Source organism: Lysobacter sp. Root983 (assembly GCF_001429345.1).
Lineage (GTDB): Bacteria > Pseudomonadota > Gammaproteobacteria > Xanthomonadales > Xanthomonadaceae > Lysobacter.
In genome coordinates, this window is sequence record NZ_LMJO01000001.1 from 1,228,628 (window position 1) to 1,253,190 (window position 24,563).

25 protein-coding genes are annotated in these 24,563 nt (G+C 69.1%); 13 read left to right on the plus strand and 12 right to left on the minus strand.

The genetic code is table 11. The annotated features are described in order from the left end of the window. Positions 1-36 precede the first annotated feature (36 nt). Together rng and ASE43_RS05205 are read right to left on the minus strand one after the other, a co-directional pair. A complete protein-coding gene (rng, locus tag ASE43_RS05200) occupies positions 37-1,524 on the minus strand; it encodes a ribonuclease G (protein ID WP_056176183.1) in 1,488 nt (495 codons plus the stop codon). Between the two features lie 66 nt (positions 1,525-1,590). Beyond that, positions 1,591-2,160, minus strand: coding sequence for a Maf family protein (locus tag ASE43_RS05205; protein ID WP_056176186.1), 570 nt, complete (start codon positions 2,158-2,160; stop codon positions 1,591-1,593). A 124-nt stretch (positions 2,161-2,284) separates the two neighbouring features. Here ASE43_RS05205 and ASE43_RS05210 point away from each other — a divergent pair, with 124 nt between their 5' ends. From ASE43_RS05210 to ASE43_RS05215, 3 genes are all read left to right on the plus strand, one after another. Further along, positions 2,285-3,061: an SIMPL domain-containing protein gene (locus tag ASE43_RS05210; protein WP_057159879.1), complete on the plus strand. Its 777-nt coding sequence runs from the start codon at positions 2,285-2,287 to the stop codon at positions 3,059-3,061. A gap of 5 nt (positions 3,062-3,066) precedes the next feature. Continuing rightward, positions 3,067-3,228 carry a hypothetical protein gene (locus ASE43_RS21675; RefSeq protein ID WP_157489549.1) on the plus strand — a complete coding sequence of 54 codons (162 nt, stop codon included), beginning with the start codon at positions 3,067-3,069 and terminating at the stop codon, positions 3,226-3,228. Between the two features lie 257 nt (positions 3,229-3,485). Continuing rightward, complete coding sequence (locus ASE43_RS05215) at positions 3,486-4,151, plus strand: energy transducer TonB (protein WP_056176192.1); 666 nt, start codon at positions 3,486-3,488, stop codon at positions 4,149-4,151. A 324-nt stretch (positions 4,152-4,475) separates the two neighbouring features. Here ASE43_RS05215 and rlmH read toward each other — a convergent pair whose 3' ends face one another. After that, the gene (gene rlmH, locus ASE43_RS05220) at positions 4,476-4,946 is read right to left on the minus strand and encodes a 23S rRNA (pseudouridine(1915)-N(3))-methyltransferase RlmH (RefSeq protein ID WP_056176196.1); all 471 of its coding nucleotides are present in this window, start codon (positions 4,944-4,946) and stop codon (positions 4,476-4,478) included. 142 nt (positions 4,947-5,088) lie between these two features. On the opposite strand from rlmH, the gene ASE43_RS05225 reads away from it, so the two are divergent. Next, positions 5,089-6,636 carry an alkaline phosphatase PhoX gene (locus ASE43_RS05225; protein WP_057159660.1) on the plus strand — a complete coding sequence of 516 codons (1,548 nt, stop codon included), beginning with the start codon at positions 5,089-5,091 and terminating at the stop codon, positions 6,634-6,636. A 648-nt stretch (positions 6,637-7,284) separates the two neighbouring features. Here ASE43_RS05225 and rsfS read toward each other — a convergent pair. The 6 genes from rsfS to ASE43_RS21680 form a co-directional block, all read right to left on the minus strand. Beyond that, complete coding sequence (gene rsfS / locus ASE43_RS05230) at positions 7,285-7,710, minus strand: ribosome silencing factor (protein ID WP_056176203.1); 426 nt, start codon at positions 7,708-7,710, stop codon at positions 7,285-7,287. 37 nt (positions 7,711-7,747) lie between these two features. Then, complete coding sequence (nadD, locus tag ASE43_RS05235; protein ID WP_057159661.1) at positions 7,748-8,413, minus strand: nicotinate-nucleotide adenylyltransferase; 666 nt, start codon at positions 8,411-8,413, stop codon at positions 7,748-7,750. Positions 8,414-8,456: 43 nt separating this feature from the next. Next, positions 8,457-9,503, minus strand: a complete 1,047-nt coding sequence (gene holA, locus ASE43_RS05240; protein WP_057159662.1) for a DNA polymerase III subunit delta — start codon at positions 9,501-9,503, stop codon at positions 8,457-8,459. A gap of 2 nt (positions 9,504-9,505) precedes the next feature. Next, positions 9,506-10,150 (minus strand): LPS assembly lipoprotein LptE, encoded by a 645-nt coding sequence (gene lptE, locus ASE43_RS05245; protein WP_082607107.1) that lies wholly within the window; start codon positions 10,148-10,150, stop codon positions 9,506-9,508. 266 nt (positions 10,151-10,416) lie between these two features. Further along, on the minus strand, positions 10,417-13,173 hold the full coding sequence (gene leuS / locus ASE43_RS05250) for a leucine--tRNA ligase (RefSeq protein WP_057159663.1): 2,757 nt from the start codon (positions 13,171-13,173) through the stop codon (positions 10,417-10,419). Positions 13,174-13,424: 251 nt separating this feature from the next. Next, the gene (locus ASE43_RS21680; protein ID WP_157489547.1) at positions 13,425-13,586 is read right to left on the minus strand and encodes a hypothetical protein; all 162 of its coding nucleotides are present in this window, start codon (positions 13,584-13,586) and stop codon (positions 13,425-13,427) included. Between the two features lie 178 nt (positions 13,587-13,764). On the opposite strand from ASE43_RS21680, the gene ASE43_RS05255 reads away from it, so the two are divergent. From ASE43_RS05255 to ASE43_RS05265, 3 genes are read left to right on the plus strand one after another with little or no spacing between them, the layout of a single operon-like run. Beyond that, complete coding sequence (locus ASE43_RS05255; protein ID WP_056176217.1) at positions 13,765-15,072, plus strand: amidohydrolase family protein; 1,308 nt, start codon at positions 13,765-13,767, stop codon at positions 15,070-15,072. A gap of 11 nt (positions 15,073-15,083) precedes the next feature. Beyond that, positions 15,084-15,767, plus strand: coding sequence for a penicillin-insensitive murein endopeptidase (locus tag ASE43_RS05260; RefSeq protein ID WP_057159664.1), 684 nt, complete (start codon positions 15,084-15,086; stop codon positions 15,765-15,767). 45 nt (positions 15,768-15,812) lie between these two features. Then, on the plus strand, positions 15,813-16,064 hold the full coding sequence (locus tag ASE43_RS05265) for a SemiSWEET transporter (protein WP_056176222.1): 252 nt from the start codon (positions 15,813-15,815) through the stop codon (positions 16,062-16,064). 3 nt (positions 16,065-16,067) lie between these two features. Here ASE43_RS05265 and ASE43_RS05270 read toward each other — a convergent pair whose 3' ends face one another. From ASE43_RS05270 to ASE43_RS05280, 3 genes are read right to left on the minus strand one after another with little or no spacing between them, the layout of a single operon-like run. Next, complete coding sequence (locus ASE43_RS05270; RefSeq protein WP_235568646.1) at positions 16,068-16,667, minus strand: DUF998 domain-containing protein; 600 nt, start codon at positions 16,665-16,667, stop codon at positions 16,068-16,070. Beyond that, positions 16,664-16,864, minus strand: coding sequence for a helix-turn-helix transcriptional regulator (locus tag ASE43_RS05275; protein WP_343123526.1), 201 nt, complete (start codon positions 16,862-16,864; stop codon positions 16,664-16,666). Before ASE43_RS05275 ends, ASE43_RS05270 begins: the two co-directional genes overlap by 4 nt. Positions 16,865-16,887: 23 nt before the next feature. Continuing rightward, entirely contained in the window at positions 16,888-17,517 is a 630-nt protein-coding gene (locus tag ASE43_RS05280; protein WP_056176231.1) for a hypothetical protein, read from the minus strand. A 133-nt stretch (positions 17,518-17,650) separates the two neighbouring features. Here ASE43_RS05280 and trxA point away from each other — a divergent pair, with 133 nt between their 5' ends. The 6 genes from trxA to ASE43_RS05310 all read left to right on the plus strand — a co-directional run bounded on the left by trxA (position 17,651) and on the right by ASE43_RS05310 (position 24,443). Continuing rightward, complete coding sequence (trxA, locus tag ASE43_RS05285; protein WP_057159666.1) at positions 17,651-18,523, plus strand: thioredoxin; 873 nt, start codon at positions 17,651-17,653, stop codon at positions 18,521-18,523. A gap of 125 nt (positions 18,524-18,648) precedes the next feature. Continuing rightward, positions 18,649-19,101, plus strand: a complete 453-nt coding sequence (locus tag ASE43_RS05290; protein WP_057159667.1) for a DUF4442 domain-containing protein — start codon at positions 18,649-18,651, stop codon at positions 19,099-19,101. A gap of 306 nt (positions 19,102-19,407) precedes the next feature. Next, entirely contained in the window at positions 19,408-21,384 is a 1,977-nt protein-coding gene (locus ASE43_RS05295; protein ID WP_056176240.1) for a bifunctional serine/threonine-protein kinase/formylglycine-generating enzyme family protein, read from the plus strand. A 212-nt stretch (positions 21,385-21,596) separates the two neighbouring features. After that, the gene (locus ASE43_RS05300) at positions 21,597-22,268 is read left to right on the plus strand and encodes a DUF502 domain-containing protein (RefSeq protein ID WP_057159668.1); all 672 of its coding nucleotides are present in this window, start codon (positions 21,597-21,599) and stop codon (positions 22,266-22,268) included. Positions 22,269-22,494: 226 nt separating this feature from the next. Further along, positions 22,495-23,655, plus strand: coding sequence for a PQQ-dependent sugar dehydrogenase (locus ASE43_RS05305; protein ID WP_200956214.1), 1,161 nt, complete (start codon positions 22,495-22,497; stop codon positions 23,653-23,655). Then, entirely contained in the window at positions 23,652-24,443 is a 792-nt protein-coding gene (locus tag ASE43_RS05310; protein ID WP_057159670.1) for a queuosine precursor transporter, read from the plus strand. The genes ASE43_RS05305 and ASE43_RS05310 overlap by 4 nt, the downstream gene beginning before the upstream one ends. Positions 24,444-24,563 lie beyond the last annotated feature (120 nt).

The window sequence follows — 24,563 nt, forward strand, 5'->3', positions numbered from 1 at the left end:
AAACGAATCCCGAATCCCGAATCCCAAATCCCGGCTTTAAAGCAACACAACATCGAACTGCTCCTGCGCGTACTGGTCGTCCGGCTGGAACCGGATCGACTTGCCCAGGAACTCCTCGAGTTCGGCCACCGCCGCCGACTCTTCGTCGGTGATGCGCGCGACCACTTTCGGCGAGGCGATCACCAGCAGCCGCGGGGCGTCGAACTGACGGACCTGGCGCACGATGTCGCGGAAGATTTCGTAGGTCACCGTCTCCGGCGTCTTCAGCGTGCCGCGGCCGCCGCACTCGTGGCAGGGCTCGCTGAGCTGGCGCTCCAGACTTTCGGTGGTGCGCTTGCGCGTCATCTCGACCAGACCCAGCGGCGAGAATTCGTAGACCGTGGTCTTGGCGTGATCGCGCGCCAGCGACTTCTCGAGCTGGCGCAGCACCTGGCGCTTGTGCTCGGCATCGGTCATGTCGATGAAGTCGATGATGATGATGCCGCCGAGGTTGCGCAGGCGCAGCTGTCGGGCCACCGACTGCGCCGCTTCCAGATTGGTCCGGTAAACGGTCTCCTCCAGATTGCGTTGCCCCAGGAAGGAACCGGTGTTGATGTCGACCGTGGTCATGGCCTCGGTCTGGTCGATCACCAGGTAGCCGCCGGATTTCAGCGGCACCTGCTTGTCCAGGGCGCGCTGGATCTCGTCCTCGACCCCGTACAGGTCGAAGATCGGACGCGCGCCGGTGTAATGCTCGATCTTCTCGTCCAGGCCCGGCATGTACTGGGCCGCGAACACGCGCAGGCGCTCGCAGGTCTCGCGCGAATCCACCTTGACCTTCTCGACGTCGCGCCGCATCAGGTCGCGCACCGCGCGTAGCGGCAGGCTCAGGTCCTCGTACACGCGCTCGCCCACGCGCGAGCTGCGCGATTTCTCGGAGATCAGCGCCCAGGCCCGGCCCAGGTAGGCCACGTCCTCGGCCAGGGCCTCGGCGGGCTGGCTTTCGGCATTGGTGCGCACGATATAGCCATGGTTCTCGCCGGCCGGCGCCAGCGCGGTCACGTGCGCCTTCAGGCGTTGGCGCTCGGCCTCGTCCTCGATGCGCGCCGACACCCCGACCACGCGCGTGCGCGGCAGCAGCACCAGGTAGCGCGAGGGAATGCTGAGCTGGGTGGTCAGGCGCGCGCCCTTGCTGCCGATCGGGTCCTTGACCACCTGCACGATGATTTCCTGACCCTCGCGCAGCAGCTCGGCGATCGGCCGGGTCGGAGTGGGCGGCAACGGGGCCTGGTCGCCCTCGCCTTCGCTGACCTGGGTGGGCTTGACGATGTCGGCCGCGTGCAGGAACGCGGCGCGCTCCAGGCCGATCTCGACGAAGGCCGCCTGCATGCCCGGCATCACCCGCTGGACCTTGCCCTTGTAGATATTGCCGACCACGCCGCGCCGCCAGCCGCGCTCGATGTGCAGCTCCTGCAACATGCCGTTTTCGACCACCGCGACTCGGGTTTCGCGCGGGGTGACGTTGACGAGTATTTCTTCGGTCATGGCGTGGAAGGCGCTCTGCGGGTCGTCAACGGTGGAGGGAAGGCAGCGCGGCGGCCGACGCGCGGGTCACGCATCGAGTCCGGCCTCGCGCAGCAGGCGCACGGTTTCGTGCAGGGGCAGGCCCATCACGCCGGAATAGCTGCCCGACAAACGGGTCACGAAGGCCTCGGCCCGGCCCTGGATGGCGTAGGCGCCGGCCTTGCCCCGCCATTCGTCGCTGGCGATGTAGGCGGCGATGCGCGCCTCGTCCAGGGCCTCGAATTCGACGTCCGACACCGATACGGTCTGCGACTCGCGCGCCGGCGAGACCAGCGACACCGCCGAGATCACCCGGTGGCTGCGCCCCGACAGCCGGCGCAGCATGGCCGCGGCATCGTCGCCGTCGCGCGGCTTACCGAACACTTCGTCGTCCAGCACCACCTCGGTGTCGGCGCCCAGCACCAGCGCGCTCGGGTTGGCGACCACGGTCAGCAGACCGGCGCCGGCCTTCTCGCGCGCGACCCGGCGCACGTAGTCCTCGGCGGGCTCGCCGGGCTGGCGATGCTCCGGGATATCGAGGTCCAGCACCCCGAACGGCAGGCCCAGGCGGCTTAGCAATTCGTGGCGTCGTGGCGATTTGGAGGCGAGATAGAGCATCCTGCGAAGCATAACCCGCGCTGACTGAGCGCCGCCCCACGCGGGTTACAGCAACCCCGCCGTGGATCACGATTCGTTCACTGGATCGGCAACACCCTAGTTCCCATCTCAACAGGAGTTGAATATGTCGTCCTCGCCAAGCCGGCACCACGCCTCGCCGTCCCGTTTCGCCCTGCGCCCCCTGGTGCTGGCCGCCACCCTCGCCTTCGGAGCCGTCACCGCCATGTCCGCCACCGCCCAGACCGCCCCGGCCTATGTGGCCAGCGACGGCACGCTGCTCTCGGTTTCGGCCCAGTCCGAGGTCAAGCGCGTCCCCGACATCGCCGTGATCTCGACCGGTGTGGTCACCCAGGCCGCCGACGCCAACAGCGCCATGCGCGCCAACGCCGAGCAGATGGCCAAGGTCGTGGCCGCGATCAAGGCCGCCGGCATCGCCGACCGCGATATCCAGACCAGCGGCGTGAACCTCAACCCGCAGTACCGCTACGCCGAGAACCAGCCGCCGGTGATCACCGGTTACCAGGCCAGCAACACGGTCAATCTGACCGTGCGCGACATCGCCAAGCTCGGCAAGATCCTCGACGCCCTGGTCGCCACCGGCGCCAACCAGATCAACGGACCGACCTTCGACATCGACGACAAGGTCAAGGCCGTGGCCTACGACGAGGCCCGCCGCGGCGCGGTCGAAAAGGCTCAGGCGCGCGCCGAGATGTACGCCAAGACCCTGGGGCTGAAGGTGCGCCGCATCGTCAGCATCAGCGAGGGCGGCGGTTTTCAGCCGCCGGTGCCGATGATGGCCATGCGCATGGAGAAGGCCGGCGCCGCCGCCGACACCTCGATCTCGCCAGGCGAAAGCGCGTTGTCGGTCAATCTGGATGTGGTGTTCGAGCTGGGCAAGTGAGCGCCATGACCGCCCCCGACCCGCGCAAGCCCGCGCCCGGTTACCCGGAGCCGCAGCCGCGCAACCCGGACGACGCGCGCCAGCCGCACCCCAAGCGGCCGCCGAATCCGGACGAGGGCGGTCTGGACCGAGAACCGGTGACCGAGCCCGATCCGTCCAAGGATTGAGCAAGCCGCTTTGTCGTACCGAAGGCCCGCGCAAGCGGGCCTTCGGCTGTGTGGGGCTTACAAAAAATGGGGCGCCGCGCCTGCGTCCCCTCCGCGTCGTCCGCGTCTGGCTAGGCGGGCACGACGGCGCCTCACGCGCGGGCCAGCGCCCCGCCCGGCCGGCCTCGTGGCCGCCCCGAAAAAAATTTCGTCGCGCTTAACCCCACCCGCAATTCCGGTCCGTTTCGATTCGTGCAGACCACTCCAGGAGAGCTTCCATGGCGCACGCGATCGAACACCCCGACCGTCAACTGGACCCCAGCCGCATCATCGGCACCGCGGGCGCGGTCGCCGTCAATGCAGTGCTGCTGATGCTGCTGCTTGTGCCGATGTCGGCGCCGCAGTTTTCCGAAGCTCCTGATGTGATCGTCCCCGACGTGATCTGGCGCGACAAGCCCAAGCCGATCGTTCCGCCACCGACGGTGGTCGAACGCGAGATCCGCAAGGAGACCAAGCCCAACCCGACGATCGTGCCCAAGCCGATGGTGGAAACGCCGCCGCAGCCTGTGGTCGACCCGATCGAAAGCGACAGCGTCTATGTGCCTGAAGCCCCGCCGCAGCCGGAGGTGTTTGCGCGCAACGATATCGGCCGCGGCGAGGTCCTCACCGGCGTGACTTTGCAGGTGGTCAACAACCCGCCGCCGACCTATCCCGGCGAGGCGGTGCGCAATCAACTCACCGGCACGGTGATGCTGGAGATCCTGGTCGGCATCGACGGCAAGCCGATCGAGGTGACCGTGGTCAAGAGCAGCGGCCACCGCGTGCTCGACCAGGCCGCCAAGCGCGTGGTGCTGTCGCGCTGGACCTTCCAGCCGGCGATGGAAGGTGGCCAGCCGGTGCAGGCGCGCGGCCGGGTGCCGATCGAATTTACCCTGGAACGTTAAGTCCTTTGGCGAGGGGCGGCCCGGGCCGGTATGGCCGGGCCGTTTTTTTGCGCAGGCTGGGAGAAGCAAATCTACCCCGGCCCCTCTTTGCAAAGAGGGCAGACCAGCAGAGGCAACACCCGCCACAGCGAAAACGCCGCTGTAATCCCCCCCTTTGAAAAAGGGGGGTTAGGGGGGATTTGCTTTTGCTCTGCCCTCCCAAAAAGCGAAAAGCAAATCTCCCCCGGCCCCTCTTTACTAAAGAGGGGAGACAAGCAAAGAGCGGCGACGAGCAGATATGGGGGACGAGAAATGAGCGCGCAGCGCCAACAGCCAAGCCCACGCTCAAGCGCGGTGATACGGGTGATTCGCCAGCAGCGCCGCTGCGCGATACAACTGCTCGGCTGCGACCAATCGCACCAGCATATGCGGCAGCGTGAGCGGGCCCAGCGACCATTGCTCGTCCGCGCGCGCCAACACGTCCGGCGCGTGGCCTTCGGGGCCGCCGATCAGGAACGCGAGATCGCGCCCCTGTCCGCGCCAATGCTCCAGGCGCTGCGCCATCTGCTCCGAGGTCCACAGCCGCCCGCGCCCTTCCAGCGCGACCACGCAGGCGTTCTTGGGCAAGGCCGCGATCACGCGCGCGCCTTCGTCGGCGGTCGCGCGCGCGGCGTCGCGCCCTTTGCCGCGCAGGCCGGGTTCGATTTCGACCAGTTCCAGCGGCAGCCAATGCGAGAGCCGCTTCTGGTACTCGCCGAAACCCTCGGCGACCCAGCGCGGCGCGCGTTCGCCGACGGCGATCAGTTTCGCTTTCATCGCCACATGGTAGCGGTCCGCGACGCAGGCACGGACTAAAGGCCGTCTGCGTCGCATTCAGACGCGATGTCGCCGAGGTGTCATCGAACGGTTACCGCGCCGACCTAGCGTGCAGGCTCCCCCAGCCAGCAGGAGCCGCACCATGGATGCTTTCGATCCCTCCCGCCGCCAGGTCCTCAAGGGCAGCGCCGCCGCGATGGCGATCGGCGCGATGGGCACGCTAGGCGCGCTGTACTCGCGCCAGGCGCTCGCCGCCCAAGACCCGACCCGGCTTGCCCCCGTCCCCAGCCGCTACGGCCCGCTCGCCCCGGTGGCCGACCGCAGTACCGGCCTGCCGCTGCTGCAGCTGCCGCGCGGCTTCAGCTATCGCTCCTTCGGTTGGAGCGGTGATCGCATGGACGACGGCCAGCCCTGCCCCGACCGCCACGACGGCATGGCCGTGGTCGGCGTGCGTCCCGGCCGACGTCGTCCGCACGGTCTGGGCGCCGAGCGCTTCCGTCCGCACGGCCCCGAGTACGTGCTGATCCGCAATCACGAGCGCGGCGCGGCCAGTCCGATCCAGGCCCCGGGCATGTACGACACCGGCGACCTCGGCGGCGGCCAGCATGCCGGCGGCGGCACCACCACCCTGAGCTACCGCAACGGCGAATGGGGCAGCCTGGAACCCAGCCTGGGCGGCACCCTGGTCAACTGCGCGGGCGGCCCGACCCCGTGGGGCACCTGGCTGAGCTGCGAGGAGATCAAGAGCGACGCGGTCTCCAGCACCGGCCGCAAGCACGGCTACGTGTTCGAGGTGGATCCGCGCAGCGAGCGCACCAGCGGCCGGCCCCTGATTGGCCTGGGCCGTTTCAGCCACGAGGCGGTCGCGATCGATCCGCGCACCGGCATCGTTTATCTCACCGAGGACGACCGCAACAAGGCCGGCCTGTATCGCTTCATTCCCAACGACCGCGCCGGCCGCTACGGCTCGCTGGAGCACGGCGGCCGCCTGCAGGCCGCGCGCGTGCGCGGGCGCCGCAACGCCGATCTCACCGTCGCCAGCATCGGCACCGAGTACGCGCTGGAGTGGGTCGATATCCCGGATCCGGATCTGGATTCGATCGCCGCGCCCGCCGGCTACCCCGACATCTCCACCGGCGAAACCTTGAGCGGCACCTTCGCCCAGGCCTGGAGCGAAGGCGCGCTGCGCATGAGCCGCGGCGAAGGCATCTGGTACAGCTACGGCAAGCTGTTCATCGTCGACACCAGCACCGGCGTCGACGGCCAGGGCCGCAAGGGCCGCGGCAACGGCGCGGTGTGGGTGCTGGACCTGGCCAGTCAACGCCTGCGCGCGCTGTTCGTGAGCGGCAACCAACTCGCCGCGCACAACCCCGACAACGTCAGCGTGAGCGCGCGCGGCGGCGTGATCCTGTGCGAGGACGGTGGCGAAAGCCCCGACGAATACGGCCCGGGCGCGCGCCTGATCGGCCTGACCCGCGCCGGCGAATCCTTCTACTTCGCCAAGAACAACGTCGCCCTGACCTCGCAACAGATCGCCGACGCCGGTAAGACGGTGCCTGAAGGCGACTACCGCGACACCGAGTTCTGCGGCGCCTGCTGGGATCCGTTCGCGCGCACCTTGTTCGTGAACATGCAGACGCCGGGGATCACGGTGGCGATCACGGGGCCTTGGGAGCGCGGGCCGTTGTAGGGCTGCGGAGCGAAAGCAAATCCCCCCTAGCCCCCCTTTTTCAAAGGGGGGAACAGGTACGGGCCTCCCCCTTTGAAAAAGGGGGATCGAGGGGGATTTGCTCTTAGGCCATCGCGCAAACGAAAACGGCGCCCATGGGCGCCGTCGTCCGTCGCGAACGGGGATCACGGTGGCGATCACGGGGCCTTGGGAACGCGGGCCGTTGTAGGGCTGCGGAGCGAAAGCAAATCCCCCCTAGCCCCCCTTTTTCAAAGGGGGGAACAGCTTTCCCCTCGCAAATGGGAACCGGCCTCCCCCTTTGAAAAAGGGGGATTGAGGGGGATTTGCTCTTAGGCCATCGCGCAAACGAAAACGGCGCCCATGGGCGCCGTCGTCCGTCGCGAACGGGAATCACGGTGGCGATCACGGGGCCTTGGGAACGCGGGCCGTTGTAGGGCTGCGGAGCGAAAGCAAATCCCCCCCCTAGCCCCCCTTTTTCAAAGGGGGGAACAGACGCCCCCGATTGTCTTCCCCTTTGCAAAGAAGCGCGCGCTCCTGCTTGTCTTCCCCCTTTGAAAAAGGGGGATTGAGGGGGATTTGCTTTTGACCCACGACCCAAACGAAAACGGCGCCCGAGGGCGCCGTTTTCCGCAGCGAACGAGGAACGGCTTACAGCCGGTCTTCCTCGTCCGTCTCCAATTCGTCGTCGTAGCTGGGCGGCTGGTCGCCGACCGTCCACAGGCGCTCCAGCGCATAGAACTCGCGCACGCGCGGCAGCATCACGTGCACGACCACGTCGCCCAGGTCGACCAGCACCCATTCGGCCTCGCGCTCGCCTTCCACGCCCAAGGGCATGACGTCGAGGTTCTTGGCGAACTTGACCACTTCGTCGGCGATCGACTTGACGTGGCGGGTCGACGTGCCCGAGGCGACGACCATGTAGTCGGTGACGCTGCTCTTGCCGCGCACATCGATCTCAACGACGTCCTTGGCTTTGAGTTCCTCGACCGCGGCGCGCACCGTGCTCAATAGCGCGTCGGTGGACGGGGGCGGGGTCGGCATGCGGGTCTTGATGACGTGGGCTTGGCTGGTCAAGGAAAGGACTCTGGGGGCTCGAGGGGGTGCCGGGAGATTATAGCGGAGCGCCGACCGCAGCCTGTCCCGCGTACAGGCCATGGCGCTCGATATAGACCGCCACGGGCGCCGGCACCAGGTCCTGCCAGGGCTGGCCGGCGGCGATGCGCTGGCGTACCTGACTGGCCGATTCGGCGTGCAGGGGCTGGTTCAGGCGCAGCACCCGCCCGGCCGGGGCGCCACGCAGGGCGGCCGCATCGGCGGCCTCGCGCCCGCCGATCTGGGCCGCCAGTTCCGGGGCCAGGCCCTGTTCCAGCGAGCTGCCAGGGCGCTGGGCGACCACGAAATGGGCCAGATCGAACAGGGCCCGCCACTCGTGCCACTGCGGCAGGCCCAGGAAGCTGTCGGCGCCCACCAGCAGCGCGACCGGCGCGTCCGCGCCGATCTGCGCGCGCAGTTCGCGCAGGGTTTCGACGGTATAGGAACGACCGGCGCGCGCGAGTTCGCGCGTATCCACGACCAGGCCCGGCTCGCCGGCGACCGCGAGGTCGAGCATGCGCGCGCGCTGGGCCGCGTTGGCGCCCGGCGGGGCGCGATGCGGCGGATCGGCGGCGGGCATCAGCCGTACGGTGGCGTCCAAGGCGTCGCGCGCGGCGCGCGCGATCGCCAGATGGCCGTCGTGGACCGGGTCGAACGTGCCGCCGTAGAAGACCAGCAGGCTCACGGCGCCGCCGTCGCGGCGCGGCGGTCGCGCGGGCCGTGCCCGTTCACGCGCCGCCCGCGGTCAGCAGTCGCGCCGCGCGCGGTTCGGCCACGGCCAGCAGCAAGCGCTCCAGCGCGACCCAGGCATCGCCGGCCTCGCGGCCCTTGGCCATGCGGTCGACGCGGCCGGCCTGGGCGACGAACACGTCCCAGCGCCGCGCGTCGTGGCGCTGCAATGCGCGCCGGTACATCGGTTGTTTGGAGTCCCACACGCGCTGGGCCTTGAACTCCGCCGACAGGTTGCCGCCGCGCGCGTTCACGCGCGCCAGCGCGGCGCCGCGCTGCAATTCGATCACCACCATGCCCAACAGCGCCGGCACCGCTTCGCCTTCGGCGCGCAGTCCGGCGAGCATGCGCGAGACCTGCGCGCCCTGCCCGTTCATGGCCGCATCGACCACCCGGAACACGTCGTAGCGCGCGGCGTCGGCGACCAGGGATTCCATACGCGCCAGGTCGATGCTCTCGCCGTCGGACAACAGGGCCAGCTTGTCGACTTCCTGGGCGGCCGCGAGCAGGTTGCCCTCGACGCGGTCGGCCAAGCTCTGCACCGCGTCGCGGTCGGCGCGCAGGCCGCGCGCGCGCAGGCGGCGCTCGATCCATTCGGGCAGCTCGTGCGGCTTGATCTGCCAGGCGATCGCGACCCGGCCGACCCGGCCGATCGCTTCGCTCCACTTGCCGCCGTGCTGCTTGCTCCACTCCCCGCACGTCACTAGCAGGCACACGTCCTGGGGCGGGTCGGCGCAGAAACCGGAAACGACTTCGGCGCCGTCCTTGCCGGGCTTGCCGGTGGGCAGGCGCAGCTCGACCAGGCGCCGGCTGGCGAACAGGCTGGGCGCGCGGAAACTGGCCTCGAGCGCATTCCAGTCGGGTTCGCGCTGGTTGCCCTCGGCTTCGAACACTTCGCGCTCGGCGATGCCCTGCTGGCGCGCGGCGGCGCGCACGGCGTCGGCGGCTTCCAGCACGCGCAGCGGCTCGGGGCCGGCGATCAGGTAGGCGGGACGCAGCGGCTCGGACGCGACTTGGGCCGCCAGCTGTTCCGGCTTGAGCTCCATCGTCAGCGCGGCTTGGGCGGTGCCGGTTCGGTCTGGGCGGGAGGCTGCGGCGCGACCGATTCGGCCGCTTCCATCGCCGCCTGCGCGGCATCGGTGGCGATCGGCCGTTCGCGCGCGCTGGGCGCGGCGCCGGCGCCGCCATCGACTTTCTTCACCACCGCGTCGATGCGGCGCAGCACCGAGGCGCTCATCTCGCGGCGCATTTCGCGCTGCAGGACTTCGCGCTCGCCTTCGGTGCCCAGCGAGTTGACCGGGTTGGAGACGTAATCGCGCGACAGTTCGACGGTCTGGCGCGGCACCAGGGCGGTGCCGTCGGCCTTGCGCAGTTCGAAGATCACCGCATAGCGCAGGCTGTATTCCTGGGTACGGCCGAGCTGGTCCAGCGCGACCGGGGTATCGCCCCAGCGCTCGGACAGCAGGTCCAGCACCGCCGCCGATTCGGTCTCCGGCGTGGCCGGGACCGCGCCGGCGCGGGTCAGCGCGGTGGCCAGCGATTCGGCCAACGGACTGTAGCGGTCCACCGACACCACGCGCACCGGACCCAGGTCCGGCGGCAATGTCAGCGCGCTGCGCAATTGGAAACCGCAAGCCGACAAGGCCAGCACGAGGGCAGCCGTAGCGGCGGCGATGAACGGACGACGGGTCATGCGCGAAGTCTGGACGAGCGGGCCGCGCGCATCAATAGCGGAGCGGACTTGGGCTGAACGAGGCTTCAGGGGTTGCGAGAAGCAAATCCCCCCTGGCCCCCCTTTTCCAAAGGGGGGAACAGCAAAGGCGGATCCGCTGATTGCTCGCTCGGCTTTGCTTCCCCCTTTGAATAGGGCGAAGGCGTGCGTTTACGAACCGCGGGTTGGTGCGCGACCGAACGCCAGCGGGCTATGCCCGCTGGCCGTAGGGGGATATGCGCGTGGGCTCAGCTCGCGACGATGTTGACGATCTTGCCCGGCACCACGATCACCTTGCGCACGCTCAGGCCTTCCAGGTACTTGAGCACGTTCGGCTCGGCCAGGGCCAAGCGTTCGGCCTCTTCCTTGGCGACGTTGACCGCGACCTCGATGGTGCCGCGCAGCTTGCCGTTGACCTGCACCGCCAGGGTGACCGCGTCGCGCTGCAGCGCCGAACGATCGGCCTGCGGGAAGCTCAGGTCCTCCAGCAGGGTCTCGGCGTGGCCCAGGACCTGCCACAGGGCGTGGCTGGCGTGCGGGGTGATCGGGTTGAGCAGCAGCACCGCCGCGGCCAGCGCTTCCTGGCGCAGGGCACGGCCGTTGGCGCTGGCATCGTCGAACTTGGATAGGTGGTTCAGCAGTTCCATCACCGCGGCGATCGCGGTGTTGAAGCTGTGGCGGCGGCCGTAGTCGTCGCCGACCTTCTGGATGGTCTCGTGCAGCTGGCGGCGCAGGGTCTTCTGCGCGGGGTCCAGCGTGGCCAGATCCAGCGCCGGCGCGGGGCCGTCGGCGACGTGCTTGTGCACCATCGTCCACAGCCGGCGCAGGAAGCGCGCCATGCCTTCGACGCCGGCCTCGTTCCACTCCAGCGACTGCTCCGGCGGCGCGGCGAACATCGAGAACAGGCGCACGGTGTCGGCGCCGTACTTGCCCACCATCAGCTGCGGATCGACGCCGTTGTTCTTCGACTTCGACATCTTCTCGGTGCCGCCGATCTCGACGGGCTGGCCATCGGCCTTGAGCGTCGCGCCGGTGATGCGGCCGCGCTCGTCGCGGATCACGTCCACGTCGGCCGGATTGAACCAGTCCTCCGAGCCCTTCGGGCCGCGGTAGAAGGTTTCCGCGATCACCATGCCCTGCGTCATCAGGTTGACCGCCGGCTCGTCGCTGTCGACCAGGCCCTGGTCGCGCATGAGCTTGTGATAGAAGCGGAAGTACATCAGGTGCAGGATCGCGTGCTCGATGCCGCCGATGTACTGATCCACCGGGGTCCAGTACTTGGCGCGCTCGTCGACCTGCGCGGCCGCGCCCGGCGAGGTGTAGCGCGCGTAGTACCAACTCGATTCCATGAAGGTATCGAAGGTGTCGGTTTCGCGCTCGGCATCGCCGCCGCAGCTCGGGCAGGTGGTCTTGCGCCACTGCGGGTCGGACTTGATCGGCGAGGCCACGCCGCTGAATTCCACGTCTTCGGGCAGCACCACCGGCAGCTGGTCCTCCGGCACCGGCACGTCGCCGCAGCGCGGGCACAGGATCACCGGAATCGGGCAGCCCCAATAGCGCTGGCGGCTCACGCCCCAGTCGCGCAGGCGGTAGTTGACCCGGCGCACGACCCGGCCGTCGTCGCCGTAGCGGGCGGCGATCGCGTCCAGGGCCTGCTGGAAATCCATGCCGTCGAAGTCGCCGGAGTTCACCAGCCAACCGCGCTCGGTGTAGGCGCTTTCCTCGGCGATGCGACGCTGGAAGTCCTCGACCACCTGCACCGCGGCGCCGGTGTCGTAGACGTCGACCGCGCCCGCCTCGCCCAGCGCGCTGCGCATCGGGTCGTCGTGGCGGGCGACGTGACGGCCGATCTCGTCCAGCGCGTCGCGCACTTCGTCGGGCACCACCACCATCTTGATCGGCAGCGCGTAGCGCAGGGCGAATTCGTGATCGCGCTGATCGTGGCCGGGCACGGCCATGACCGCGCCGGTGCCGTAGTTCATCAGCACGAAGTTGGCCACGTATACCGGCAGCTCCTCGCCGGTGACCGGATGCAGCGCGCGCAGGCCGGTGTCCATGCCGCGCTTTTCCTGGGTCTCCAACTCGGCCTCGGTGACGCCGCCGCGCTTGAGATCGGTCAGGAATGCGGCCAGGTCCGGATCGCTTTCGGCGGCCTGCAGCGCCAGCGGATGCTCGCCGGCGATCGACACGTAGGTCACGCCCATCAGGGTGTCGGGACGGGTGGTGAACACGGTCAGCGGCTCGACCGCGTGGCCGGCTTCGTCGCGCACGTCGAAGCGGATCTCCAGGCCCTCGCTGCGGCCGATCCAGTTGCGCTGCATGGTCTTGACCGCATCCGGCCAGCCCGGCAGCGCGTCCAGGCCGTCCAGCAGCTCCTGAGCGTAGTCGGTGATCTTGAGGAACCACTGCGGGATCTCGCGCTTCTCCACCAGCGCGCCGGTGCGCCAGCCGCGGCCGTCGATCACCTGTTCGTTGGCCAGCACGGTCTGGTCGACCGGGTCCCAGTTGACCACCGAGTTCTTGCGGTAGGCCAGGCCCTGCTTCATCAGGCGCACGAACATGCGCTGCTCGTGCACGTAGTAGTCCGGACGGCAGGTCGCGAACTCGCGCGACCAGTCGATCGCGTAGCCCATGGTCTTGAGCTGCGCCTTCATGTGCTCGATGTTGGCGTAGGTCCACTTGGCCGGCGCGGTCTTGTTCTTGATCGCGGCGTTCTCGGCCGGCAGGCCGAACGCGTCCCAGCCCATCGGCTGCAGCACGTTGTGGCCGGTCATGCGCTTGTAGCGGCTGATGACGTCGCCGATGGTGTAGTTGCGCACGTGGCCCATGTGCAGCGCGCCCGAGGGGTACGGCAGCATCGACAGGCAGTAGTACTTGGGCTTGTCGGAGCGCTCGTCGACCTCGAAGGCGCGGGTACCGTCCCAGTAACGCTGGGCGGCGGCCTCCACGGACTTGGGGTCGAAGGCGTGGCTGTCGGTGGGGGCTGGTGCGACGTCGCTGGACACGGAGGGGGTCTGGCAGGGCAAGGAAAGACCCGAAAGCCTACCGCAGCGCACAAAAGCCCGCCATGGCGGCCGGCTCGGCGCGGCGCCCGCAAGCCTCTCAGGAGCGGTTTACGCGCGTTTTCGCCGATGTTCCCGCGTGCCGCGCACCGGCCCAGCCGCCGCCGGCGAGGGTCGCCACCGCCTCGGGCCGGCCGCGCAATGCGCCGCGGCCGGCCGGTGCCGGCCGCGGCGCGCCTTACGGTGCGGCGGATTCAGCGCTTGGTGCACACCCAGGCAATCACCTTGCCGTTGCTGTCGTATACCGGCGTCGCCCTTTGCCCGATCGGGCACAGGAGCAGAGGCTGGGTGGTCGCCAGGGCCAGGGTCGGCAACACCGCTACGACGGCGAGGAGCAGACAGAGCGTCAGTTTCATGGACGAACTCCTGTTGATTTCCGCAAAGGTTCGCTTGCATGCTGCGGCGGCCCATTCCCGGGCCGCGCGGGCGATTGTCACCGCATTCGGACCGGCATGTGCGAAGTCGGTCGCATTCTCTTTCGGTGCGCTAGCGTATGGCGCGCCCCATTCTTCACGTGCACAGCCGGAATCCACGATGACTCGTCCGTCCGCCGCCGTATCGTTCGTCCTCGCCGCCCTCCTCGCCCCGCCCGCCTTCGCCGCCGAAGCCCCGACCGCGCTGCACTGCGGCAAGTTGTTCGATGCGCGCAGCGGCCAGCTGCTCGACGCCCGCACCGTGGTCGTGCGCGAGGGCAAGGTCGCCGAGGTGCTGGCGGGCCGCGCCGAGGTCGCCGGCGCGCGCGCGATCGACCTCAGCAGCCACACCTGCACGCCGGGCTGGACCGATCTGCACGTGCACCTGGGCTCGCAGTCCAGCCCGCAAAGCTATTCGGAAGGCTTCCGCCTCGACGACGTCGACTTCGCGTTCCGCTCCGTCGGCTTCGCCAAGAAGACCCTGATGGCCGGCTTCACCAGCGTGCGCGACCTCGGCGGCGAAGTCAGCCCGCATCTGCGCGACGCGATCAACCAGGGCCTGGTCGACGGGCCGCGGATCTGGGCGGCGGGCAAGTCGATCGCCACCACCGGCGGCCACGCCGACCCCACCAACGGTTACAACGACGCGCTCTCGCACCTGATCGGCCCGCCCGGCCCCACCGAGGGCGTGATCAATTCGATCGACGACGCGCGCCAGGCCGTGCGCCAGCGCTACAAGGACGGCAGCGACGTGATCAAGATCACCGCCACCGGCGGCGTGCTGTCCTACGCCAAGTCCGGCGACGCGCCGCAGTTCACCGTCGAGGAGGTCAAGGCCATCGTCGACACCGCCAAGGATTACGGCTACCGCGTCGCCGCGCATGCGCACGGCGAGGAAGGCATGAAGCGCGCGGTGCTCGGCGGCGTCACCAGCATCGAGCACGGCACCTACATGAGCCCGGACGTGATGTCGCTGATGAAGCAGAAGGGAACCTGGTACGTGCCGACCATCTACGCCGGCCGCTTCGTCGCCGAGAAGGCCAAGATCGACGGCTACTTCCCGGAAGTGGTGCGCCCCAAGGCCGCGCGCATCGGCGCCCAGATCCAGGACACCGCCGGCCGCGCCTACCGCGGCGGGGTCAAGATCGCGTTCGGCACCGACATGGGCGTGGGCCCGCACGGCGACAACGCCCGCGAGTTCGTCTACATGGTCGAAGCCGGCATCCCGGCCGCGACCGCGCTGCAGGCCGCGACCATCCGCGCCGCCGAGGTGTTGGGCGTGGACGACCAGGGCGTGATTGAAGCCGGCAAGCGCGCCGACATCGTCGCCGTGCCCGGCGACCCGATCGCCGATATCAACGCGGTGATGAAGGTCGACTTCGTGATGAAGGACGGCAAGGTCTACCGTCAGCCCGGCGCGACCGACTGAGGTCGCCCGCGATGCGGCGCCTGGCGGCGCTAATCCTCGCGCTGGCGCCGGCCTGGGCCAGCGCGGCCGACAGCGTCTGCTACGGCACGCCGGGCAAAGGCCGGCTCGAGCACGGCGTGCAGCTGCCGGGCTCGGGCCGCAATTTCGTGCCCTACAGCAGCGTCGGCGTGGGACTGGGTCGCACCTACGCGCATGCCAAGGTGCAACGCTCGATCGCGGATGCCTACGCGGAGCTCGCGCGTACGCGCCCCGCGACCACCTACATGTACGGCGAATCCGGCTGGGCCGTGGGCGGCCGCATCCAACCGCATCGCACCCACCAGAACGGTCTGGCCGTGGATTTCATGGTGCCGGTGCTGGACGCACGCGGACGCTCGGTCGCCTTGCCCACCAGCATCGCCAACCGGTTCGGCTACGACATCGAGTTCGACGCCCAGGCACGTTACGGCGAGCTGCGCATCGATTTCGAGGCGATCGCCGATCACCTGCACGCCGTGCAGGTCGCAGCCGCGAAACAGGGCGTCGGCATCTCCCGCGTTATCTTCGAACCGGCCTACCTGCCGCAGCTGTACCGGACCCGGCGCGGCGCCTACCTCAAGCGGCATATCCGCTTCATGCAGGGCCAGGCGTGGGTGCGCCACGACGAGCACTACCACATCGACTTTCTGCTGCCCTGCAAACCCTTGCGGGGCTAGCATCAGCTTCGGCATCCAGGCCGGGCAACCACGGGGAGCGCCGCGATGGATCTGGAATGGATGGGTTACGTCGCCGCGACCCTGACCACGCTGTCGTTCCTGCCGCAGGCGGTGAAGACCATCCGCAGCCGCGACACGCGCGGCATCTCGCTGGGCATGTACGTGGTGTTCACCCTCGGGGTCGGCTTCTGGTTCGGCTACGGCCTGGCCCTGCACTCCTGGCCGATGATCGTGTCCAACGCGATCACCTTCGCGCTGGCGGCGACCATCCTGGGCCTGAAACTCAAATACGGCTGAGGCTCAGCGAGGCGCCGCCCGTGCGCGCGCCGCGACCAGCCACCACAGCAGCCAGGTCGCGAACGCCGCGCGCTGGGCCAGACCCGCCGGCAGCAGCGAGGGCAGCACCAGCGCGAACAGCAGCACCGCCAGCGCGGCAACCAAGCTGGCCAGGCTCAGCGTGTGCAGCTCCGGACGCGCGCGGCTGCGGCTGCCCAGCGCGATCGCGGATGCGCCCGCGGCGAAGGCCAGCCACCACAGCAGCCACACCGTCGCATGCAGGCGGCTGGGCGCGGAGTCGAAGTCCTGCGTGTCCAGCGGCAGCAGGCCCTGCGCGGCGAACGCCAAGGCCGACAGCAGCACCAACTGGGTGCCCACGCGTACGCTCCAACGCGTGCCGGCCAGCGCTTCGCGCAGCCCCAGCGCCACCGCTGCGGCGAGCAGGCCCGGCAGCACGAACGCGAACAGGTTGAACCACAGCGCGTAAGGCACGCCCGAGCCGCCCAGCCACGCGACCGGATGCTGGGTATGCGCATAGCCGTCGAACGCCGCGCCGAAACCCGCCAGCGCCAGTACGAAGGACAGCAGCGCGGCCGCGGCCGCGATCGATTTCCAGGATTTCACGGCAACTCCCATACGAATACGTCCTCGACGCCGACTTCGAACGCGCGCGCGATCCGGAACGCCAGTTCCAGCGACGGCGCGTAGCGTCCGGCCTCCAGCGCGATGATGGTCTGGCGGGTCACGCCGCAGGCGTCGGCCAGCGCCTGCTGGGTCATTTCGCCACGCTCGAAGCGCAGGCGGCGGATGTGGTTGCGGATCGGGGTGGCGACCATGCGCGCGCTCAGTGCCGATCGCGCCAGTAGTAGACCGCGCTGGCCGCGTACTCGCACAGCCAGCCCCACATCAGCGCGAACACCAGCAGGCTGGACACCATCGCCGGCGTCGCCCAGGCCAGGCGCGAGGCCGGGCTCAGGCCCAGCGTCACCGCGATCCCGATCACGCCGAAGATCAGCGCGCCGTGGCCCCAATCGGCGGCGTGACGGGCGATCTCGCGGTCGCGCTCGTCCTCGCCGACCGCGCCGCGCCAGCGCGAGCCCAGCGCCTGCGACAGCACCGCCCAGGCGATCAGCAGCAGCACCAGATGCCGCCCGACCGCGCCGGCGTCCGGATTGCGCCACAGCTCGGCGCCCTGGAACACCTGCACCTTGGCCAGGTAATAGGCGACCGCGACGAGCATGAAGCCCAGGCCGATCCAGGCCCGCCATTCGCCCAAGGCGGCGCGCCCCTCGAACTCGGAACGCGGTACCCGATGCAGCAATAGCAACGAGCCCCAGGCCGCGGTGACCAGCAAGGCCACCCCGACCTTGCCACCGTCGAAGCCCAGCACCGCCGACGGGTTGGCGATCAGCAGCCACAGCGACAGCCCCGCCACCGCCAGCAGCCCGGCCAAGCCCCAGCTACGCGTCATCATGGTGTCTTCCCCGCCAGACAATATGTACGCTGTACGTTACATTCGCTCCAACGCATGTCAAGTATTTTTTACATGTCTTGGATTCGCCCCGGGCTGGCACCATGTCCGGCTGATCGTTTACGCAGGACCGCCCATGACCGTCTCCGCTCCGCAGCCGCACGTCTTCGACGCCACCACCGACCGCTTCGAGGCCGAGGTCCTGCAGCGTTCGCTGCAGACGCCGGTCCTGGTCGACTTCTGGGCCGCCTGGTGCGAGCCCTGCAAGACCCTCGGCCCGCTGCTGGAAAAGCTGGCCGGCGAGTACAACGGCGCCTTCGTCCTGGCCAAGGTCGACGTGGACGCCGAGCAGCAGCTGGCCGGCATGTTCCAGATCCGCTCGATCCCGACCGTGTACCTGGTCAAGGACGGTCAACTCGTCGACGGCTTCCCGGGCGCGCTGCCCGAGGGCCAGCTGCGCGAATTCCTCAGCCACCACGGCATCCAGCCGGCCGCCGCCGTCGAGGAACCCGTGGCCGAGGCGCCGGAGCCCACGCTGGACCCGCATGCCGAAGTGCTGCGCCTGCGCGCCGAAGTCGCGGCCGAGCCCGATCAGGACGAGCGCAAGCTCGAACTGGCGCTGGCCCTGCTGCGCACCGGCGCCGCTCACGAGGCCGAGCAACTGCTGGACGGGCTGCCCGCCAACCTGGCCACCGACGACCGCACCCTGCGCGCCCGCGCGCGCCTGGGCTTCGCCGCCCTGCTCAAGGACGCGCCCGCGCCGGAAGTGCTGGAGGCGGCGATCGCCAGCGACGAGACCGACTTGCGCGCACGCCACCTGCTCGGCGCGCACCGCCTGATCGGCGGCCAGTCCGAAGCCGCGCTGGAGCAGTTCATCGAGATGCTGCGCCGCGACCGCGCCTACCAGGACGGCCTGCCGCGCAAGGCCTTGATCGACGCCTTCCGCGTGGTCGAGGACGAAGACCTGGTCGGCCGCTACCGCCGCAAGATGTCCTCGCTGCTGTTCTGAGCCGCCCCGTCCCCAGGAGCGAGCGCCCGCCTTCGCTCGCTCCTCACCCCTCCAAGCTCACTCCCCGCCCTTGACTATACGCATGCGTATGGCAGGCTGAACGCCCCCGCCCGCCGCGACCGCGCATGAAAGCCAACACCCTGAAACTCGGCCTCAACCTGTGGCCGCCGTTCCTGTTCAGCGGCATCCGGGTGCGCGAGATCGCGCCCGACTACCGTCACGCGCGGGTCGAACTGCGGATGCGGCCGTGGAACCGCAACTACGTCGGCACCCACTTCGGCGGAAGCCTGTTTTCGATGACCGATCCGTTCTGGATGCTGCTCGCGCTCAATGCGCTAGGCCGCGACTACATCGTCTGGGACAAGGCCGGCGCGATCGAATTCGTGAAGCCCGGCCGCGGCACGGTGCACGCCGAATTCGCGCTCGACGAGCAGGTGTTGCAGGAGCTGCGCGAGGCCACCGCCGGCGGCGAGAAAACCCTGCGCTGGTTCGACACCGACGTGATCGACGGCGCCGGCGAGGTGGTCGCGCGCGTGCGCAAACAGCTCTACGTGCGCCGCAAACCCGGCCGCGACTGAGGCGCGGCGCTGTGCGCAACACGTCGGCAAGCAGGATGTGAAGACCGGCTACGGTCTATTTCTGACGTAATAGGGCCATTCCCGACACACTCCAGGTGCTTGCGCGCCTGTCGCACGCGATGGCCTGTCGCCTTGCGCTTGCAACGAGGCACAATGGGCGTGCGCGACAATGGATGGCGCGTCTTCACGTAATTTGCGTGATGTGAGTGTGGTCAGTCCCGGCACGCATCAGCGTATGCTGGGCACTCGCGACAGGGGGCCGCGATGTCCAGGTCTACACAAAATCCGCACGAAGATTCAGCGCCGTTGCCGGAGATCGCCGGCTATCGCCTGCGCCGCGTGATCAATCACGGCGGCATGTCGACGGTATACCTGGGCGAACAGATCGGCTTGGCGCGCGAAGTCGCGATCAAGGTCATGCTGCCGTTGGCGCTGTCGGACGAAGTCAGCCGCCGCCGCTTCGAAAACGAAGTGCGCACCATCGCAAGACTCGAACACCCCAACGTCGTGGTGATCCACGAAGTCGGACGCACCCGCGAAGGGCTGCCCTATTACGCCATGCCGTATCTGGCGCGCGGCCATCTGGGTCAGCGCGATCTGAGCAAGGACGAGCCGCGCGCGATCTCGATCATGGAGACGCTGCTGTCGGCGCTGGACTACGCGCATGCGCGCGGCGTCGTGCATCGCGACGTCAAGGCCGAGAATGTGTTGTTCGACGACGCCGAGCGCCCGCTGTTGGCCGACTTCGGCATCGCCCTGCGGCGCGGCTTCGGCCCGCGCGTGACCGCGGCCGGCCTGGCCGTGGGCAGCACCGCCTACATGGCGCCGGAACAGGCGCGCGGCGAAGACGTCGATGGCCGCGCCGACCTTTACAGCCTGGGCGTGCTGGGCTGGGAAATGCTGACCGGTCGCCTGCCCTTCGAGGCCGCCGACGCGCTGTCGATGGCGGTGATGCACGCGCAGGATCCGATTCCCAAGCTGCCGCAGCACCTGCGTCACTGGCAGCGCTTCATGAATCGCGCGTTGGCCAAGCAACCCGGCCAGCGTTTCCAGGACGCGGCCGAAATGACCGAAGCGCTGGCCGATGTGCAGCGCAGCGGTTTCGTGCACAGCCTCAAGCGCCTGATGCCGCGCCGCAACCGCCTGCGCCAGTGGGCGGTACCGCTGTGGGCCGGCGTGGCGGTGGCCGCGGTGGCGGTGGTCGCGATCGGCTTCGGCCTGAGCAGCGCCCAGGACGACGAATTCTTCCGGGTCGAACGCGCGGCCGCCGCGCCGGCCAGCGCGGTGACCAGCCCTGTCGCCGGCGACCCCACCGACGCCATGCTCGCGCCGCTGCCGGAAGCGCCGCTGCAGCGTTCGCTGGAGGAAGCGCGCCGCTACATCCGCCTGGGCAAGCTGACCGCGCCGGCCGACGGCAACGCCTACAACAGCCTGCTCACCGCCTGGCACGCCGACAGCACCAGCCCGGACGTGCGCGCGGGCGTGACCGAACTCACCCGCGCGCTGGGCGACCAGCTCGCCGCGGCCGTGCGCGAGCGCAACGATCAGCGCGCGCGCGAACACATGCTCAACGCCACCACCCTGGCCCAGCAGACCGGCAGCGCCGACTCGCCCGCGATGCGCGCGTTGCGCGAACAGGCGGTGGCCGCGCTGCAGGCGCGCATCGAACTGGACGGCAAGCGCAACGATCGCGAGGACGCGCAGCGCTCGGCCGCGCTGGCGGCCGAACTCGACCTGCCCAAGGCCACCTCGGCGCGCCTGATCGCGCAGGCCAAGGCGATCGGCGGCCTGCGCGCCGGCGAGACGGTCGCGGTCGGCAGCCTGACCCAGGACAACAGCCGCATCACCGTCGCGCTGAGCCCGCGCCCGGTCAGCCGCGCTGAGTACGCGCGCTTCGCCAGCGCCAGCAACCGCAGCCCGGCGCTGTGCCGCGAGCGCGCGTCGCTGCTGCGCGTGCTGGCGCCGCGCAACTGGGAATCGCCGGGCTTCAAGCAGGGCGACGGCGAGCCGGTGGTCTGCGTCTCGCAGGCCGACGCCGAAGCCTATGCGCAGTGGTACAGCCAGCAGACCGGCCGCCGCTACCGCCTGCCGACCGCGGCCGAGGCCGAGAACCTCAACGACACTCCCGGCCGCGCGCTGTCGATGTGGCTGCGCGACTGCGGCCGCGACTGCCAGCAGCGCCAGGCCAGCGGCGCTTCCTGGCGCAGTCGCCAGGCCCAGCGCCCCCTGGCCGCCGCGCGCGGCTACGACGACGTCGGCTTCCGACTGGTGCGCGAGCGCTAAGCGCGTCGGCGGAGCCCTTGTAGGATGCGGTGAGCCAAAGGCGAACCGCATCGTCGCGCGGCCGCCCCAACGACGACGGCCCGATTCTCGTTGCCTCTGGCCCCTGTGGCGGGTACCGGCTCGTCCGAAGCGCGCGGCCCGCGCCCACCGCAAACCCAGGCCCCCATCGCGGCACCGCCGCGCATGCCCGCGCTCGCCTACAATCTGGCGCCATGCGCATGTCCAACCTGCAACGCCTGTTCCTCACCGGTCTGCTCACCCTGCTGCCGATCTGGCTGACCTGGGTGGTGGTCAAGTTCGTGTTCGTGCTGTTGTCCGACACCAGCCGGCCGCTGATCGACCCGCTGCTGGCCAATCTGGCCGCGACCAATCCGCAGGCGCTGGGCTGGCTTACCGAGCGCTGGTTCGCCACCGCGCTGGCCCTGGCCGCGACCTTGGGCGTGATCCTGCTGTCGGGCGTGATGGCGCGGCGCGTGTTCGGCCAGACCTTGTTGCGCGGCTTCGAGGCGCTGATCAAGCGCATCCCGCTGGCCAGCACGATCTACTCCAGCGCGCGCCAGTTGCTCGACATCCTGCAGACCAAGCCCGACGGCACCCAGCGCGTGGTGCTGATCGACTTCCCGCATACCGAGATGAAGTCGATCGGCTTCGTCACCCGCGTGCTCAAGGAACAGGGCACCGGCCGCGAGCTGGCGGCGGTGTACGTGCCGACCACGCCCAACCCGACCTCGGGCTATCTCGAGATCGTGCCGGTGGAAAAGATCACCCCGACCGATTGGAGCGTCGACCAGGCGATGAGCTTCATCATCTCCGGCGGCGCGGTATCGCCGGAGACGATTCCGTTCTCCGTTCCCGTCGCCACCGACGCACCCACTTCCAATTGAGGCCTGCATGAGCCAGCAAGGACGCACCGCACTCGCCCGCCTTTTGCCGTTCTCCCCGCTGAAAAAGAGCGGATGGGTGGATTTGCTTTTCGCTTCGCGCGGAGCGGGAGCAAAAGCAAAAGCAAATCCCCCGCCGTCCGCTACGCGGACGTCTGCCCCCTTTTTCAAAGGGGGCGCATTCAAGGGGGGCGCATTCAAAGGGCGCGCACTGAAAGGGGGCTTTTTGTTGGCGCTGCTGTTGTCGGCGCTGGCCCTGCCGGCCGCCGCGACCGAATCGGTGGCCTTGCTGCCGCAGACGATCAAGCTGGACGACGGCCGCAGCTTCAAGCTCACCCTGCCGGCCAATCTCGAAGTCGTGCCGGTGGCGCAGGGCTACAAGCGCATCCGCTTCTTCGCGCGCAGCCCCGATGGCCGCATCTTCCTCACCGACATGCGCGACCTCAGCGACAACCGCAAGGGCCGCGTGCTGATCCTGGACGGCTGGGACGAGAAGAAGGCCAAGTTCGCCCGCATCACTCCTTACCTGACCGACCAGCGCAACCCCAACAACCTGGCCTTCCACACCGACAAGCAAGGCCAGCAGTGGCTGTACCTGGCGCTGACCGACAAGCTGGTGCGCTACCGCTATCGCGCCGGCGATCTCGCGCCCAGCTCGGCGCCCGAGACGCTGGCGACGTATCCCGACTACGGGCTGAGCTACAAGTACGGCGGCTGGCACCTCACCCGCACGGTCGCGTTCGCCAACAACGGCAAGATGTACGTCTCGGTCGGCAGCAGCTGCAACGCCTGCATCGAGAAGGAGCCGGTGCGCGCGACGGTGATGGAATACAACCCCGACGGCAGCGGCGCGCGCGTGTACGCGCGCGGCCTGCGCAACGCGGTCGGCCTGATCGCCCACGACGACCGCCTGATCGCGACCAACCAGGGTTCCGATCACCTGGGCCTGGACAAGCCCGACGAGACTTTCTTCAAGCTGACCGACGGCGCCGACTACGGCTGGCCGCATTGCTACCACAGCCGCGGCAAGGTCTACGCCGATCCCAAGTTCCCGCGCGCCGCCGGCTGCGCCAAGGTGCCGCGCGCGTTCGGCTGGTTCCCCGCGCATGCCTCCGCGCTGGGCGTGGACTGGTTCCCGTCCGGCGACGGCAGCCTCGCCAACCAGTACGTGGTCGCCCTGCACGGCTCCACCAACGCCAAGATCGGCCACGGTTACAAACTGGTGCGGGTCAACGCCGACGGCAGCAACGGCGGCGACCTGATCACCGGTTTCCTCGACGGCGCCAAGGTCAACGGCCGCCCCTGCGGCGTGCTGCGCATGGGCCGCGACGCGTTCCTGTTCACCGACGACAAGTACGGCGTGATCTATTACGTGAGACCGAAACGATGAGCGCAGCCGCGCCCGGGATCGTGACCAAGACGCTGGAAGACCGCGCGCTGCGCTTGTTCATCGTGCTGTCGGCGTTCTTCTGCGTGAACGCGGTGCTGGCCGAGTTCATCGGGGTCAAGATCTTCGCGCTCGAGGACACGCTCGGGATCGCGCCGCTGCAGTGGAACCTGTTCGGCCAGAGCGGTTCGCTGAGCTTCACCGCCGGCACCCTGTTGTGGCCGGTGGTGTTCCTGATGACCGACGTCATCAACGAGTTCTTCGGCCGCCGCGGCGTACGCACGATCTCCTGGCTGGCCGCGCTGCTGATCGTGTACGGCTTCGTGTTCGCGTTCGCCGCGATCTCGCTGGCGCCGGCCGGCTGGTGGGTGAAGGCGGCGCAGTCGCAGGGCGTGGCCGATTACCAGGCCGCGTTCGCGGCGGTGTTCGGCCAGGGCCTGTGGACCATCGCCGGCTCGCTGGTGGCCTTCATGCTCGGCCAGCTGATCGACGTGGCCGTGTTCCACCGCATCCGTAACGCCACCGGCGAGAAGCACATCTGGCTGCGCGCGACCGGCTCCACCGCGGTCTCGCAGCTGGTGGACAGCTTCGTGGTGCTGTACATCGCCTTCGTGCTGGGGCCGCAGAAGTGGCCGACCTCGCTGTTCCTGGCGGTCAGCACGGTCAACTACGCCTACAAGATGCTCGCGGCGATCGCGATGATTCCGCTGATCTACCTGGTGCGCGCGATCATCGTGCGCTACCTGGGCGCGGCGCGGGCGCAGCAATTGCGCGACGAAGCCGCCGCCTGAACGCGCCGCGCGCCGCGATTGCGCGCATCCGGGGCCGCGCCGGCCGCGATCCGTGACTTCCGACCGGGGCGGCTGCGCGGCCGCTCGGCCATGCTGGGGGACTCATCGCTCCTGGGAATC

Bases quoted from the DNA above. Each gene is read 5' to 3' on its own strand.
- ASE43_RS05215 (WP_056176192.1), top strand. From the start codon at position 3,486: ATGGCGCACGCGATCGAACACCCCGACCGTCAACTGGACCCCAGCCGC.
- ASE43_RS05300 (WP_057159668.1), top strand. From the start codon at position 21,597: ATGCGCATGTCCAACCTGCAACGCCTGTTCCTCACCGGTCTGCTCACC.
- ASE43_RS05255 (WP_056176217.1), top strand. From the start codon at position 13,765: ATGACTCGTCCGTCCGCCGCCGTATCGTTCGTCCTCGCCGCCCTCCTC.
- ASE43_RS05210 (WP_057159879.1), top strand. From the start codon at position 2,285: ATGTCGTCCTCGCCAAGCCGGCACCACGCCTCGCCGTCCCGTTTCGCC.
- rlmH (WP_056176196.1), bottom strand. From the start codon at position 4,946: ATGAAAGCGAAACTGATCGCCGTCGGCGAACGCGCGCCGCGCTGGGTC.
- trxA (WP_057159666.1), top strand. From the start codon at position 17,651: ATGACCGTCTCCGCTCCGCAGCCGCACGTCTTCGACGCCACCACCGAC.
- ASE43_RS05265 (WP_056176222.1), top strand. From the start codon at position 15,813: ATGGATCTGGAATGGATGGGTTACGTCGCCGCGACCCTGACCACGCTG.
- ASE43_RS05205 (WP_056176186.1), bottom strand. From the start codon at position 2,160: ATGCTCTATCTCGCCTCCAAATCGCCACGACGCCACGAATTGCTAAGC.
- ASE43_RS05225 (WP_057159660.1), top strand. From the start codon at position 5,089: ATGGATGCTTTCGATCCCTCCCGCCGCCAGGTCCTCAAGGGCAGCGCC.
- holA (WP_057159662.1), bottom strand. From the start codon at position 9,503: ATGGAGCTCAAGCCGGAACAGCTGGCGGCCCAAGTCGCGTCCGAGCCG.
- ASE43_RS05310 (WP_057159670.1), top strand. From the start codon at position 23,652: ATGAGCGCAGCCGCGCCCGGGATCGTGACCAAGACGCTGGAAGACCGC.
- lptE (WP_082607107.1), bottom strand. From the start codon at position 10,150: ATGACCCGTCGTCCGTTCATCGCCGCCGCTACGGCTGCCCTCGTGCTG.
- ASE43_RS21680 (WP_157489547.1), bottom strand. From the start codon at position 13,586: ATGAAACTGACGCTCTGTCTGCTCCTCGCCGTCGTAGCGGTGTTGCCG.
- ASE43_RS05290 (WP_057159667.1), top strand. From the start codon at position 18,649: ATGAAAGCCAACACCCTGAAACTCGGCCTCAACCTGTGGCCGCCGTTC.
- ASE43_RS05280 (WP_056176231.1), bottom strand. From the start codon at position 17,517: ATGATGACGCGTAGCTGGGGCTTGGCCGGGCTGCTGGCGGTGGCGGGG.
- ASE43_RS05260 (WP_057159664.1), top strand. From the start codon at position 15,084: ATGCGGCGCCTGGCGGCGCTAATCCTCGCGCTGGCGCCGGCCTGGGCC.
- rng (WP_056176183.1), bottom strand. From the start codon at position 1,524: ATGACCGAAGAAATACTCGTCAACGTCACCCCGCGCGAAACCCGAGTC.
- ASE43_RS21675 (WP_157489549.1), top strand. From the start codon at position 3,067: ATGACCGCCCCCGACCCGCGCAAGCCCGCGCCCGGTTACCCGGAGCCG.